The organism is Enorma phocaeensis (assembly GCF_016901575.1).
In the GTDB taxonomy this organism is placed as follows: Bacteria; Actinomycetota; Coriobacteriia; order Coriobacteriales; family Coriobacteriaceae; genus Limicola; species Limicola phocaeensis_A.
Window position 1 is genome coordinate 53512 of record NZ_JACJKQ010000004.1, and the last position, 14953, is coordinate 68464.

Annotated in this window: 11 protein-coding genes; 6 read left to right on the forward strand and 5 right to left on the reverse strand. The window is 66.2% G+C overall.

The annotated features are described in order from the left end of the window. Positions 1–3: 3 nt before the first annotated feature. On the reverse strand, positions 4–1632 hold the full coding sequence (locus tag H6A15_RS04335; RefSeq protein WP_239462339.1) for an FAD-binding oxidoreductase: 1629 nt from the start codon (positions 1630–1632) through the stop codon (positions 4–6). Between the two features lie 251 nt (positions 1633–1883). Between H6A15_RS04335 and H6A15_RS04340 the strand changes: the two genes are divergently transcribed. The 5 genes from H6A15_RS04340 (at position 1884) to H6A15_RS04360 (ending at position 7070) form a co-directional block, all read left to right on the forward strand. After that, positions 1884–2648 (forward strand): DUF554 domain-containing protein, encoded by a 765-nt coding sequence (locus H6A15_RS04340; protein WP_239462340.1) that lies wholly within the window; start codon positions 1884–1886, stop codon positions 2646–2648. An 89-nt stretch (positions 2649–2737) separates the two neighbouring features. Then, on the forward strand, positions 2738–4939 hold the full coding sequence (locus H6A15_RS04345; protein WP_204672526.1) for a TerB N-terminal domain-containing protein: 2202 nt from the start codon (positions 2738–2740) through the stop codon (positions 4937–4939). Further along, on the forward strand, positions 4936–6405 hold the full coding sequence (locus H6A15_RS04350; protein WP_204672528.1) for an ATP-binding protein: 1470 nt from the start codon (positions 4936–4938) through the stop codon (positions 6403–6405). The genes H6A15_RS04345 and H6A15_RS04350 overlap by 4 nt, the downstream gene beginning before the upstream one ends. A gap of 100 nt (positions 6406–6505) precedes the next feature. Beyond that, positions 6506–6796, forward strand: coding sequence for a hypothetical protein (locus tag H6A15_RS04355; protein WP_204672530.1), 291 nt, complete (start codon positions 6506–6508; stop codon positions 6794–6796). Continuing rightward, entirely contained in the window at positions 6789–7070 is a 282-nt protein-coding gene (locus H6A15_RS04360) for a hypothetical protein (RefSeq protein ID WP_204672532.1), read from the forward strand. The genes H6A15_RS04355 and H6A15_RS04360 overlap by 8 nt, the downstream gene beginning before the upstream one ends. Here H6A15_RS04360 and H6A15_RS04365 read toward each other — a convergent pair. Beyond that, entirely contained in the window at positions 7067–7345 is a 279-nt protein-coding gene (locus tag H6A15_RS04365) for a hypothetical protein (RefSeq protein ID WP_342635814.1), read from the reverse strand. The genes H6A15_RS04360 and H6A15_RS04365 overlap by 4 nt on opposite strands. Positions 7346–7653: 308 nt before the next feature. Between H6A15_RS04365 and H6A15_RS04370 the strand changes: the two genes are divergently transcribed. Continuing rightward, complete coding sequence (locus tag H6A15_RS04370; RefSeq protein WP_204672539.1) at positions 7654–10077, forward strand: DEAD/DEAH box helicase; 2424 nt, start codon at positions 7654–7656, stop codon at positions 10075–10077. A 50-nt stretch (positions 10078–10127) separates the two neighbouring features. Here the strand turns inward: H6A15_RS04370 and H6A15_RS04375 are convergent, their stop codons facing one another. From H6A15_RS04375 to H6A15_RS04385, 3 genes are read right to left on the reverse strand one after another with little or no spacing between them, the layout of a single operon-like run. Beyond that, positions 10128–11336, reverse strand: a complete 1209-nt coding sequence (locus H6A15_RS04375) for a CapA family protein (protein ID WP_204672541.1) — start codon at positions 11334–11336, stop codon at positions 10128–10130. Between the two features lie 37 nt (positions 11337–11373). After that, entirely contained in the window at positions 11374–12522 is a 1149-nt protein-coding gene (locus tag H6A15_RS04380; protein WP_239462341.1) for a spermidine synthase, read from the reverse strand. Continuing rightward, positions 12522–14534, reverse strand: a complete 2013-nt coding sequence (locus tag H6A15_RS04385) for an elongator complex protein 3 (RefSeq protein WP_204672543.1) — start codon at positions 14532–14534, stop codon at positions 12522–12524. The genes H6A15_RS04380 and H6A15_RS04385 overlap by 1 nt, the downstream gene beginning before the upstream one ends. Positions 14535–14953 lie beyond the last annotated feature (419 nt).

The window sequence follows — 14953 nt, forward strand, 5'->3', positions numbered from 1 at the left end:
GCCTCACGCACCCCCTTCCAGCAGCGACTCGTCGAAGAGGTTGCCGCGCCCCAGCTGCCCGGCGGGGTCGAAGGCGAGCTTGACCCGCGCCATGTCGCGCAGACCCTGCTCGCCGTACATGGTCTTCAAGAAATCGCGCTTGAGCTTGCCCACGCCGTGCTCGGCCGAGACCGCCCCGCCCATGGCCGTGACCTCGCGCGCCCACGCGCCGAAGAGCTCCTTGCCGCGCCGGTAGTCGTCCATGTCGCGGGGAAGCACGTTGACATGCAGGTGGTTGTCTCCGATATGCCCCCACGCAGCCGACTCGAGCCCCGCCTCGGCGAGCGTCTCGCGATAGAGGCGCATGACGTCGTGCAGGCGCTCGTCGGGCACCGACATGTCGCTGCCCAGCTTGGTGATGGCGGGATCTGTCCGTCGCCGCTCGTCGATGAGCATGTTGACGCTCTCGGGAACCGCATGGCGGAAGAACTGCAGGCTCTCGCGGTCGAGCTCGGTTCGAGCGACCCAGGTCGCCGCCTCGCTGCCGCCGGCGTCGCGCAGCACCTTGCCCACGCGGTCGAGCGCGTCGAGCGCCTCCCGCTCGTCGCCGCAGTGCAGCTCCACGTAGACGCAGCAGCGGGCATCATCGGCAAGCAGGGGAAGCGCCGAGAACGCAGTGCTCCGCTCACGCTGGACGCGCAGGATGTCAAGCGAGGCGGGGTCGAAGTATTCTATGGCCGCCGCGGACGCGACACCGTCCCGAAGGCCGCAGGTCGCGTCGAGCGCCTGGCGCTCGTCCGCAAAAAAGCAGCTCACGCCCCACATGACCGGAGGCACGGGCATGAGCGCGACCTCGAGCTCGGTGATGACCCCCAGCGTGCCGTCGCTGCCGATGACAAGGTCGATGGCGTCCATGCCCTCGTGCACGTAGTAGCCCGAGGCGTTCTTGGCGCGCGGCATCGTATAGCCCGGGAGGTCGAGAGAGATGCGCCGGCCGAGCTCGGTGGCAAGCTCCAGGTGCCGACCGCATGCGACGACCTCGCCGCGACGCAGGGCGAGCATGTCGCCGTCCGCAAGCGCCAGCCTCAGCGACACGACATGCGGGCGCATGGGCCCGTAGCGGTAGCTGCGCGCCCCTGAGGCGTTGCACGCCGCCATGCCGCCCAGGCAGGCAGAGGCCTCGGTGGGGTCGGTGGGAAACATCTGCTCGGGCGCCTCGCGCAGCTCTCCGAGAGCCTGCAAGCTTGCCGCATCCCAGCCCGAGGCGGGAATGGCCTTTGCCTTGAGATACTTGCGCAGCTCCGAGAGGATCACGCCGGGCTGGAGGCGCAGCACAAAGGCGCCGCCGTCGTCGCGGCGCAGGCCCAGGCACCGATTCATGCGCGACAGGTTGAGCACGTGGCCGCCATGCGGGACCGCGCCGGCGGCGAGACCGGTGCGCGCGCCCTGCACTGTGACGGGCGTGTGCGACGGATGCAGCTCGCGCAGCACCGCGCGGACCTCGTCTTCGGTGGTTGGAAACGAGATGCTTTGTGCCTCGCCCTGGCTGCGGGACTCGTCGTGCCGGTAGTCATCGTATTCGTCGGTGAGGTGACGGATGAGTGTACATCCCTGCTGAACAGGCCCTTTCATGCCTGCCGCCGGTACGTCCATATGCCCCCCATTCTTTATCCCAGCAAAGTGCGTGCTGCTGATTGTATCCGCTGAGGCACCCGGCGGCGTCCGGGTGGCCGCTCGTTGCCGGTTGGAAACAATGCGCCGGCAACAAGCGGCCGCCGCTCGGGCGCCATGGCGTGTTGGCGGGGCGGCAGGGCGTCCTCCCGTGCGGCAGGCGAGCCCAAGAACGCCGTGGCAAGGACTCCATCTCGAGAGATTGCGCATGCGGCCCGCACGTCATACCATGCATGAGGGCTCAGCCGGGCATCGCCTGGACCGCGGATACCGAGGGGGCAGTCGTGATCGGCCTAGGAACTCTCATCAACGTCGCGCTCATCGTCGTGGGCGGCATCATCGGCATGCTGGGCGGCAGGCTCTTCACCCCCGGTCTGCAGGACACCCTCATGAAGGCAACCGGCGTGAGCGTGCTGTTCGTCGGCCTCGCCGGCGCGCTCTCCGGCATGCTCAGCGTTGAGGACGGCTCCCTCGCAAGCAGCGGCTCCATGATGATCGTGGCTTCGTTTGCCCTGGGCTCGCTCGTGGGCGAGCTGGTCGACCTCGACCGACGCTTTGAGAGCCTGGGCGAATGGCTCAAGCGCAAGACCGGCAGCGAGGGCGACAACCGCTTTGTCGACGGCTTCGTGTCCGCCTCGCTCACCGTATGCATCGGCGCGATGGCGATCGTGGGCTCCATCCAAGACGGCATCGCCGGCGACTGGTCGACGCTGGCGCTGAAAGGCGCGCTCGACTGCCTGATCGTATGCGTCATGACGGCGTCGCTGGGGCGCGGATGCATCTTCTCGGCCCTCCCCGTCGGCGTATTCCAAGGCTCCATCACCCTGCTTGCACGGCTCGTCCAGCCGCTCATGACGACGGCGGCGCTCGCCAACCTGTCGCTGGTGGGCTCCATCCTCATCTTCTGCGTCGGCGTGAACCTGATCTGGGGAAAGCTCTTCAAGCCCGCCAACATGCTGCCCGCCGTCATAGTCGCCGTGGTGCTCGCGTTTCTGTAGGAGGGCCTGAAGGGGCGGCAGGACGGCATCCCGAAGGCAAGGCCGCGCCTCCCGGACAGGATGCACGGCATATAAAATAGAACGCGTGTTTGGTTGATGCTATACTGGTGGGATTGACCGACAAGTGCCCAGGAGGCGAGACCGTGGCGCGAAACCCCGCCGACATCGAGCAGCTCATTGCGCGCATCAACGCAAGCGAGCGCCTGCGCGCCAACTCGCGCTACTCCGCGGAGGTCTATCGGGACGAGCCCATCGTGCGCACGGGCCGCCAGCTCATGAAAGAGCGCGAGGCGGCAGGGCGCCCGAAGCAGGCGAGCGCGCCTGTCAAACGCGGCGGGCAGCCGGCGGCGACGGCCGGGGCCGCATGGCAGGCGAGTGCGTCGGCCACGCGCGGCAAGGACTTCCGGGAGGCCCGGCAGGAACGCATCCCCCTCGGCGCTATGGGCGGGAGAGTCACATCGGCCGGGCATGCAGCGGTCTCGGGCGGCACGGGCCCCGAGGTCTTGGCCCCTCAGGCACCGAGCAGGGCCTTCCAGCTTGGGCCCCAGGCACATCGCTATCAAGAGATGCGGGGCATATCGCGCTGGCAGGAATCCGGCGGCCGCGGCAGATGGCTCACCGAGGCTGAGCTCTTCGTCCGACAGGCGCGCCTCATGGCCGACATGGAGGACGACCACCCTTATCACGGCACCTTCAAGTCGTACTTCCCCACCTACAACGCCATGAGCGACCAGCAGCTGCGCGGCTACTTCACCTGGCGCGCGGCCGTTCGGCGCGGCGACATCCAGGAGACCTCCCTTTCATTTGCCTACGTCTACCTGTATGAGCTCATCAACGGCATCGGAGTTGCAGACCCACAGGAAGGCTTTTCGCGTCTGCACGGCTTCTGGCAGGCATACCGCACCTTCTCGCCCGAGATCGACCGCTTTGTGCGGGTGTGGCTGCGCGATTACGTGGTTTTCTATGGCCTCGACCCCAAGCTTCTCGCCGACGACAAGACCCTTGGATTCGACCGCGCGCTCATCGAGCTTCGCGAGCTCTCTTGCCTGCTCGATAGCCCTGACTCGCCAGCCGCCGCGATGCCCGTGACGCCGGGCGGCCCCGCGGCGAGCCCTGCGGGCGCGTCGCTCCGGAAAGGGGCGTCGAAAAAGACAAGGCGCGGCCCCGCCCTCCCCCTTCCCGTCGACGAGGCGCTGGAAACCCGGCTGCTTGAAAGCATCGACGCGCTCTCAACCTACCGCATCCGCCTGTCGCGCCTGTACAAGGACCATCCCGACGACCTGCGGCATGTCGCATGCGCCGTCTATGTCCGCATGCTGGAGTACTATCGACGCAACCGAAAAAGCGGCATGCTGGAGAGCCTGTTTGGAAAGGAGGCGACCATGCCCTACACCATGTTCGCCTCCGCCGTGTTCTGCCCCGAGAGCCCGCATCCCGACGCCTTGGTCGAGCTCGACCCCATCCACAGCTATCGCTGCGAGCGAGGGCTGTGGACATGCACCCGCGTCTTCGGCACGCGCGAGAAAAACGCCCGCCTGGGATCCATCATGCGCGCCTGCGACCGCATGCTGCGCGACGCGATGGGATACCCCTATGCGCTCAAGGCGCGGCCAGAGCCAAAATACCTCGAGCGCATCATAGACCGCGAGGCGACCGAGTGGCTGGCATGGAAGAGCGCCCATGCTCCCCGGGTGATCGACATCGACCTGTCCAAGCTCTCGGGCATTCGCAGCGCCGCCGCAGAGACCCGCGAGGCGCTGCTCATCGACGAGGAGCGCGAGGGCGGCACACCGGCATCCGCACCGATGCCCGCCGCTGCGGCGCCGTCTAGCACCTCCGCGGACGTGCCCGGACGCGCGCTCGCCACAGACGTCGGCGGCGGCAGGGGCGCCGCGGCAGCCGGGCCCCATGATGAGCCGCCAGCGGTCGCGCCCCGGGCCGGCGACGCATCCTCACCCGAGAAGGCCCTTGCCCCCGACGCTCCTGTCGCCGATGCGCCGAAGCCCCCAGAGGCCGGCTCGCCCCTCGGCGCGCCGGCCGCGGGAGCACCGGTGCCGCCCGCCGACGGGGACACCTCCCCGCTGACGGGCGAGCAGGCGGCATACCTCGCCGCCCTGCTCGAAGGCGCGCCGGCACCCGTACCTGCCGGCACCAGCGAGGACATGTTGGTGGACGCCATCAACGAGGCGCTGTATGACGCGCTCGGCGACACCGCGATCGAATTTGGCGCCGACGGACCGCGCATCATCGAAGACTACGAGGACGACGTGAGAGGACTGATCGCCCCATGACCGATACCGTACCCGCCGCGCCGCGCGTGCCCAAACGCGTCGCCGCCGTGATCATCAACTCGCTCAAAGGCGGCGTGGTGCCCCGCATCGGGCTACCCTACATCACCGTGGGGCGCGAGATGGAGATTCGCGCGCTGCTCACCGACCTCGACCTCATCGCAGACGGGGGCGCCTCGTTCCGCTTCTTGGTAGGACGTTACGGCAGCGGCAAGAGCTTTCTTCTGCAGACCATCCGCACGCACGCCATGGGAGAAGGCTTCGTGGTCGCCGACGCCGACCTCTCGCCCGAGCGGCGCCTGCAGGGCGGGCAGGGCCAGGGCCTTGCCACCTATCGCGAGCTTATTCGCAACCTTTCGACCAAGACGCGCCCCGAAGGAGGCGCGCTCACGCTGATCCTCGACCGCTGGATCTCAAATCTGCAGGCATCGGTCGCTCAGGAGCTCGCCCAAGAAGCCGCCGGGGCCGCTCCTGCCGCCGACGATGCGGCATTTGTGGCGGCAGTCGACGCGCGCATCCGCTCCGAGGTCGCCAACCTCGAAGAGATGGTCCACGGCTTCGACTTCGCGCGCCTGCTCACCCTGTATTTCCACTCCAGCGTCACGGGAGACGACGAGACCAAGGGCCGCGTGGTCAAGTGGCTCCGCGGCGAGTATCGCACGAAGACCGAGGCCCGCCAGGAGCTCGGCGTAACCGTGATCATCGGCGACGACGACTGGTATGACTATATCAAGCTGTTCGCCCGGTTCCTCAAGGGCGCCGGCTACCGCGGCATGCTCGTGCTCGTCGACGAGCTTGTTAACCTCTACAAGATTCCCAACGCCGTGACGCGCCAGTACAACTACGAGAAGATCCTCACCATGTATAACGACACCCTGCAGGGCAAGGCCCACTATCTGGGCGTCATCATGGGAGGCACCCCCCAGTCGATCGAGGACCGCAGGCGCGGCGTGTTTTCGTACGAGGCGCTGCGAAGCCGCCTTACGCAGGGGAGGTTTGCACGCGACGACATGCGCGACATGCTGGCGCCCATCATCCACCTGCACCCCCTCACCTACGAGGAGCTGCTGGTTCTTGCCGAAAAGCTGCAGCAGATCCATGCCGGCTATTTTGGCTACGCCCCCAAGCTGGGCGAAGGGGACCTGGTGCGGTTCTTGCAGATCGAATTCGGCCGCGTGGGCGCCGACACCCACCTCACCCCGCGTGAGGTGATTCGCGACTTTATCGAGCTTCTCGACATCGTCTACCAGCACCCAGAGATGTCTCCCGACAAGCTGCTCGGAGAGGTCGGCGGAGGCTTCGGCAGCATGCAGGCGGGCGCCGGGTCGCCGACGCCGTGGGGAGGGCCCGCGGCCGGGGCACCTGCCGACGCGCAGGGCGGCGCCCCCGCCACCGATGCGGCAACGCCTCTCGCAACCCCCGCGACACCGCTGCGCGACCCCGCCGCCTTCGCCGAGTTCGAACTATAGCCCTCGGCCCGCGCATCCTGTGGCCACCTGATGGTACCGCGATTCTGTACATAGTTAACGACATAGTTGGCTACAATATTGCCGAGCTAGAGGAGGCCCTATGGATGCCATCTATTCAGCGACCGCGCTTCGCGACCATCCGCGCGAGGTGAAGCAAGCTGCCCGGGAACGCATCGTCCGCATCACGGAAAACGGTCAAGGGGCGTATGTGTTCTGCTCTGAGGACGTGTTCCAGCATGCTATTGATGCTGCAGTTGACGAAGCTCTGTACGCAGAGCGTGCCAAAGAGGCGATCGCACAAGGCAGGGTCGCATACCAGCAAGGTGATTACGTCATTGGGCTCGATGCGGGACGTGCAGCCGTTGCGGCCATGAGAGCCCAGCATGACTAGGATGATTCTTACCCGGCCGTTTCTAGAAGACCTCGCTCGACTGAGCGTTCAAACCGAGGAAGCAGTCTGGGAAAAGCTCGAGCTCGTCGAAGCGTTTCCCGGCGTGGGATCGTCAATATCCAATCGCATGCTGCAACGCGCCTTCGGGGCATCTTGTCTCAAAGTGGCCGTCAACGGATATGACATCATCTATGAACGCAAGACGCGCCCTGACGACACCCAAGAAAATCTTGTAATCGTCTTGGGAATCATCGCCCAACGTACCGTTCGTTAACCTCGCGAGCGTTCCAGATCGGCACCGATGGTCAAGACGCGTCCGCTGAGGTCGCGATAGAGCTCAAGGATCTCGGTGCAGGGCTGGAGGTCGGAAAGGCCGTAGCGGAAGCTCGACGTGTTGACCTCGATGCCCTTGCCGTCCGAAATGGCTCGCTCCAGAATCGCCGCGATGACATCGCGGTTGTTCTCGAAGGGATAGACCCCCTCGGGGTCATAGCGCCTGATGAGGTCCAGGTGCCCGAGCACCGAATACCCCGAGAAACGCTCCACCACGGAGAGCATCTCCTCGTAGTACTCGTCGTTATACTCGCGCCGCGTCGACGTTTCACCCCCTACAGGATGAAGCGCGACACCGCCGCGCGCAAGGGGCGCGACGGGACGATTCTGCTCCGATGCCGGGCAGCATGCGTCACGCAGACGGACCGTCCGGCCGCCTGGCGCAGCGCACTCTGCGGACGCGGGCGCGCTCGAACCATGCGGGAATCGTCGAGCGGGCCTTGAAGCCGAAATCACCGGCTTGCCGCGCCTGATGTGGCGTATACTAGAACTGTTGTTCGTTTTCTTGTTGAGGAGGTGCCCCCATGTCGATCTTCGACCGCTATGCGCCCTTTGTGCAGGACTTCATCTATGCACACGACTGGGAAAGCCTGCGCTCGATCCAGGTCGCAGCAGGCGACGCCATCTTCAACACCGACGAGAACGTATTGCTCACCGCCTCGACCGCATCGGGCAAGACGGAGGCCGCGTTCTTCCCCATCCTCACGCTTTTCTGGGAAAACCCTCCCGCCTCGATCGGCGCCCTCTACATCGGCCCGCTCAAGGCGCTCATCAACGACCAGTTCGTCCGCCTCAACGACCTCTGCGAAGAAGCCGAGATTCCCGTGTGGCACTGGCACGGCGACGTCGCGGCGTCGCACAAGCGACGCCTGCTGAAGCACCCATCGGGCATTCTGCAAATCACGCCCGAGTCGCTCGAGGCGCTGCTGCTGCACAAGCATATGGCCGTGCCGCGCCTCTTCTGCGACCTACGTTTCGTGGTCATCGACGAGGTCCACTCGCTCTTGCGTGGCGACCGCGGCGGCCAGACCCTGTGCCTGATCGAGCGCCTCAGCCGCATGGCGGGGGTGAACCCGCGCCGCATCGGGCTCTCGGCCACCATCGGCGACCCCGAACGCACCGGCGCCTTCCTTTCCAGCGGCACGGGGCGCGGCTGCATCATCCCGCGCTTCGAGGAGCCGCGGCACGTATGGCGCGTGTCCATGGAACACTTCTATGTGACCGGCCCGCAGGCAACCGAGCGCGCCCTGGAACGCTCAGACGGCACCCAAGAGGCAGAACTGCTCGCCGTTGAGCGCGTCGGCAGCGAAGGCACCCCGCCTGGGCTGCCGGGCGATGCCTCTGACACGGCCTTTGGCGGAACGCGGGTCCCCCCGAGCCCTTCAGACGCCGCCGGAAAGGGCGAGGCACAGGCAGCCATGGGCGAGGTGGACATCCCGCCCGTCGACGAGCAGTCGCTGCTTGCACCCACCGACGCCGCGCCGCGCGACGCCGACCCGGGCATCGGCTACATATTTGAGCGCACGCGCGGCCATAAGTGCCTCGTCTTCTCCAACTCGCGCGAAGAGGCAGAGGCCGTGTGCACGATGCTGCGCAGCTACTGCGAGGCGAACCACGAACCCGACCGCTTCCTCATCCATCACGGCAACATCTCGTCCGCGCTGCGCGAGTCAGCCGAGGACGTCATGCGCGATGACGAGCGGCTGGACACCACCGTCACCACTGCGACGCTTGAGCTCGGCATCGACATCGGCCGTCTCGAGCGCGCCTTCCAAATCGACGCGCCCTTCACCGTGTCGAGCTTCTTGCAGCGCATGGGCCGCACGGGACGCCGCGACCTGCCACCCGAGATGCACTTCGTCATGCGCGAGGAGCAGCCTGAGCCGCGCACGACCATGCCCGAAACCATCCCCTGGAAGCTGCTGCAGGGCATCGCGCTCGTTGAGCTCTATCGCGAAGAGAAGTGGGTCGAGCCGCCGCAGCTCGACCGTCTGCCATACAGCCTGCTCTACCATCAGACCATGGCGGTCCTCGCCAGCACCGGCGAGCTGTCGCCGGCAGAGCTCGCCCAGCGCGTGCTGACGCTTTCGTACTTCCACCGCGTCACGGCGGACGACTTCCGTGCGCTGCTGCGCCACCTCCTTGAAACCGACCAGCTCGAGCGAACCGAAGCGGGCGGCCTCATCATAGGGCTTGCCGGCGAGCGCTACACCAACTCGTTCAAGTTCTACGCCGTGTTCCAGGAAAACGAGGAGTTCACCGTGCGCAGCGACTCCGCCGAGCTGGGCACCATCGTGAACCCGCCGCCGCCCGGCGAGCGCATCGCCATTGCCGGCCATTGCTGGGTTGTCGAAGAGGTCGACTGGAAGCGCCACCTCGTGTTTGCCACGCAGGTGAAGGGGCGCGTGCCGGCATACTTCGGCGACTGCCCGGGCGATATCAACACGCACATCCTCGAACGCATGCGCCGCGTGCTCGCCGAGCATGAGACATACCCCTACCTGCTGGCAAACGCGCGGGCGCGCCTTGCTCAGGCGCGGCGAACCGCCGAGATATCGGGCGCTGCCGCGCGCCCGCTCATCAACCTCGGCGGCGAGACCTGGGTGCTTTTCCCCTGGCTTGGCAGCTATGCGTTTCTGGCCCTGGAGCGCCTGCTCAAGATCAAGTGCGCCGGCGAGCTGGGACTCAAGGGGCTCGATGCGTCACGCCCCTATTTCCTGCAGTTCAAGATGAAGGCAGACGAAGAGACGTTCTTCCAGGTTGTTGCGGATGAGGCGGCACGCGACTTCGACCCTATCGAACTCGTCTATCCAGGCGAGGTGCCCTACTTCGACAAATACGATGAGCTGCTGCCCGCAGAACTCGTCCGCAAAGGGTTTGCCGAAGGCGTGCTCGACATCGAAGGCATGCGCCGCCGCGTGCAAGAGTGGACGGACGCGCGCCTATAGCGGCGGCGTCGCTGTGCCCTCATGCGACGCGTGGCGCCCCAGCGCCGCCCCTAGGCTGCTAGCGTGCAGACGCCCGACGCGGCGTCGTAGCCCGCGCCCAGCACCTCGCCGCAATGGGCGTGGCACCAAGCGAGCGAGAAGTCGGCCGCCCCGCTCTCGCGGCGAACGGCGTTGGCCGCCGCAAGCGCTTCGGTATAGTCCGCCACGGGGTAGGTGGTCATAGCGGGGCTGAGGGCAAGATGGCTCACCAGCGGGATGAGCGAGGCCCGGGCAAGATGCATGCCGCCGGCGTCTCGCTCAAACGCCAGCTCGGCCATGCCTCCCACCATGGTGTCCTTGCGCGCCTGCCACGAGATGAAGTTGCCCAGCGAGTAATACACCGCCATGCGATGGCCGTCTTCGCGCACGAGCACCTCGGCAGGCTGCAAAACATGGGGATGCGTGCCCAGCACGGCGTCGACGCCCCACTCCAAAAGCCATTGGGCCCATGTGCGCTGCAGGTCGTTTGGCTCGGCTTGATATTCCTGCCCCCAGTGCGGACACACCACCACCAGGTCGGCGCCCTCGGCGCGGGCGCGCTCGACGTCTGCCGCCACGCGATCGCGTTCGAGCAGCTGCACGCACCAGGGCGCCTCGACGGGAAGCGCAATGCCGTTCGTGCTCTCGGTGTAATTGAGCACCGCCAGCCGCACGTCGCCGCGCGCCACCATCGGAATGGACCGGGCGTCCTCCTCGTTCGCCGCGATGCCGCAGCACAGCACGTCCTCGGCACGGTCCCGCCAGCAGGCGCAGGTGGCCTGGATGCCCGCGAATCCCTGGTCGAGCGCATGGTTGGTGGCGGAGAGCGCCACATCGAAACCCGCAGCCGCCTCGGCGTCGGCAAGCTCCTGAGGGCTGTTGAACAGCGGATAGCCCGAAAGGCCCATCGCGGTGCCGCCCAATATGGTCTCTTGGTTGACCAGGGCGACGTCCGCCCCGCCAATCCAAGGCTTCACCTGGGAAAAGAGATGGTCAAAGGTATAGCCCCCATCTGTCTCCCCGCTCATCCAAACGCCCTCGTGCACCAGCACGTCCCCCACCATGGCAAGCGTGAGCCGGTCGCTCGCCGACCGGTCCTCGATCGTGGGCAGAAGCGGTCCCTCGTCCCGCCCGGCATGTTCCGACTCGCGGCGCGTACCGCCCGAGACGCTGCAGCCGCAGAGTCCGGCGGCACCGGCCGCCACGAGCGCCCCCATGAAGGCGCGGCGCGAGACTGGCACATGCCAGGACCTGGCCACCTGTTGCTGGCAGCGCTCCCTATTCCTCGTCATCGTGAAGCACCGTCCCTAAAAATCCGTCGTCAAACGGAACGGCTTCGGGAACTTCGACGGGAGCATCGGTCGCCATCACCAGATAGTTGTCTTCTCCACCCAGTTCGTCATCGGTTGCCGGCAGCACAAACACCCGCTTGAACACCGTCGCAAGCGTCGCCACCTCGTCACGCAAAAAGGTGAGGTCGCTCCCCTCGCCCGCGCTTACCACGTTCGTGAGGTAGACCCCATCAGGCACCAGGCTGTTTCGCACGGCGCGCGCCGCCTCGACCGTGGATAGCCGGCGCGCCGGCACAGCGCCGACAAAGGTGTCGTTGACGACGGCGTCATAGCAGGCAGAGGTCCCCTTGAGGTATTCCCTGCCGTCCGCCACGACGAGGCGCAGCCGGTCTCCCGCAAGCTCTTTGAGCTCGTCGACAAAGAACCAACGTCGCGCGACCTGCTCGACCGCGGGATCGATCTCGACAACATCCATGACGAGGCCCGGATGCTCGGTCAGGGCATGTTTTGGCCATGCGTATCCCCCTCCGCCGAGCGCAAGCACCCGCCGTATGCCATGGCCGCCCGCAGCGCGCAGCGACTCCTCCAGATCGAACATGACGTCGAAGGCACGATGGTAGGCAAAGACCGGCTCGAAGCGACGCGGCCCCAGATACGTCGCAGATTGATACACCCCGCCCTGCCTCAAGACGCGCATCGGGGTGCCGGCAACGCGCCGCGTGTAGATGAGGGCGCGCCCTTGCGCGGTGCGCGCCGCATGCACGTCAAGGCTGAGATAGACGACGCCCGCGACGATGAGCGCAACGAGGACGAGGATGGCGGGCACCGGAAGCCGTGCCAAATAAAAGGCGAGTGCCGCCGCCAGCGTCACGGCGACCGCGGCTACGATACGCATCGCCTGGTCCATGCCGGGGACCTTTTGAAGCTCCTCCAGGCCATCGCGATTGACGCCGCATCGACAGGCAGGCTCGGGCTTTGCCGCCTCGCGTGCCTCGACCCTAGCTGACGCCCCTTCCGCCGCGATGCCAGGGCCCTCTATCTCGCGGCCCGCCGCGCCCGACTCTCGCGAGCCATGCCCGGAACCCGTCCTCGCGCCATCTGCCAGACGGTCTTTGCCGCCCCCGCCCCCGTCCATCAGAGCCTCCTCTGCTGGTATAACCCGTGATCATAGAACCCAAGGTGACGATAGTATTCCCGCGTGCCCACGGCGCTGATCACGTTGATGCGCGCAAAGCCCGCCTCGCGCGCCATCTCGCATGCGCGCTCGACAAGGTTGCGCCCGAGCCCATGATGCTGGGCCGCCGACCCCTCCTCGCCCACGCGCGCAGCCATGCCGTACACGTGCACCTCGCGAATCATGGCCTCGCCGGGCGCGACGACAGGCATCGGCTTCGACCAGGACGCAGAAATGCCTTCGTCCCCGCCGGCGCCCGCATCCCTGTCCCGCCTGCCCGTCTGCCCGGCAGCGCCTGCAAGTTCCTCGACAAGCGCCCGGACCGCATCGTCGTGCGGAAGCGACAGGCGCAGAAAGCCGGCGATGCGGCCCTCGGACGTCACCCACTGCAAGAAGCGCTCGCTTGTCGTGCTCGTCTCGTAGGGCACCACCTGAAGCCGGAGCTCGCCCGGGGACACCTCGCTCGTCGCGATCTCTCTGAAACGTATCTCCTGAACCCGCTCGTTCGATGCGCGGAGCCTGTCTTCCACCATCTGCCGCAGGTTTGGCTTCTTGTTGCCCGCAACGATGTCCTTCGAAGAAAAGTCCCTGATCATGCGCGAGACGCGGGTAAATGCCGGGGTCGCGAGCACGTCGCGCGTCAAGACGTCGACCAGCTCGTCCTCGCCATAGGGCTGCCAGCTACCGTCCTCGTAGCGCTCGCTCAGACGCGAGCTCGCGATGAGCGCGCAAGGATACAGCTTGACCTCGTCGGGCTGAAACGCGTCGGCCGTAGCGAAGCGCTGATAATCCAGCACGTCGCCCTCGGGCGTGGCGCCCAGCAGGTTCACCATGAAGTGCGCGTGTATCTTGAACCCAAAGAGGCGCAGGAGCGAGAACGCCCGCTCGATCTGTGCCACCTGTATTCCGCGGCCATTGGCGTCAAGCGTTTCCTGGTCGACGCTCTGCACGCCCATCTGGATCTTCGTGGCGCCCATGCGCCTGATAAGGGCGAGCGCCTGCGGGGAAATCGCATCCGGCCTCGTCTCGATGACAAGGCCCACCACGCGGTGGCGCGCCGTCTCGTTGCGGCGCTGCTCGCGCTCCAGCTGCTCAAAGGTCGCACGCTGCCACGCGGCGGCATCGCCCCATGCGTCGTTCGCGCCATACACCTGTCGAAAGGCCTCGTTGTAGGACATGCGCCCCTCGTCGATGGCATGCTGGGCGGCACGTGCCGCCGGGGGAACCAGCGCCCGGGGATGTGCCTCGTCGGCTGCGGACATGAGACCGCACCGGCAGAGCTGCTCGCGCCTGCGAGCGACCCCCGGAGGAACCGAAGCGTCGGCACTCGGCCCGTCGGCGCGCACCGAATCGTGCCCCGCATCTTCTGCGAAGCCTCTGAGCAGCGGATTTGCCGCCACCCCCGCGACCGCGTCGTCGTTCAGGGCTCGAAACAGCTCGGTCATGAACCACACCTGGTAGTCGCGCGGGTAATCGCTCCATGTTCCGCCCAGCACGATGAGCTCGATCTTGTCCGTCGCGTGACCCATCTGGCTGAGCGCGGTCAGGCGCGCCGACACCTGCAGGTAGGGGTCGAAGCACGCCTGCTCGGCGCGCGCGCACGCCGGCTCGTCGGCAAGGTAGCTCTTCGGCATGCGGATATCGCTGGGGCAGAACAGGCATGAGCCGGAACACGGCCACGGCTTGGTGATCACCGTAATGGTGGCAACCCCCGATGCGGACCGCCGCGGCTTCATGCGAAGCACCTTGAGCAGGCGTTCCTCCAGTTCGGGCGAAATGCCCCAGCCCTTCCATCGCTCGGGCTCGTCGCGCTTGACGTGTTGGTAAAACGGCAAGAGGCGACGCTTCGCAAATGCGCGTTTGTCGCCGCCGGCACGTCTCGCCTCGGCGTGGATGAGCTTGACGAGCACGCGGTCGTCAACCGCATCCCCCGCGCGAAGCATCTCGAGAATCTGTTCGATAATGTGTTCCATACCTGGGATTCTACTATGCTTGGCGCATTCTGTTGCGCCGCCCGAGGACCTTCCCCCTTGAGCGGGATCCTCTCCTCATCTGAGGCCTTACCCCCGCTCTTCGCCGCGGCAGACGGCTCGCCTGCCTAAACGGATCCGGGCTAGAGTCGCGTCCAGGACGCGCCGGCGAGCGACGAGCCCCATCCTTTCCGCCGTGAACCCACATGCGCGCCCGCGCGTTCTTCAAAAAATCTCGAAGGAGGGTACATCTGTGCAAAAAGTCGTTTTGTCGGTCGCATTGGATGTGCATGCACGACCGATACATCGATTCTTTGCACACGAGAGGGAGTTCTTGTTCAAAAAGTCGATTTGTCGGCCATGAAATCTTACGTGGAACGACCGACAAAACGATTTTTTGCACAGATTTCGACGCTCTCGCG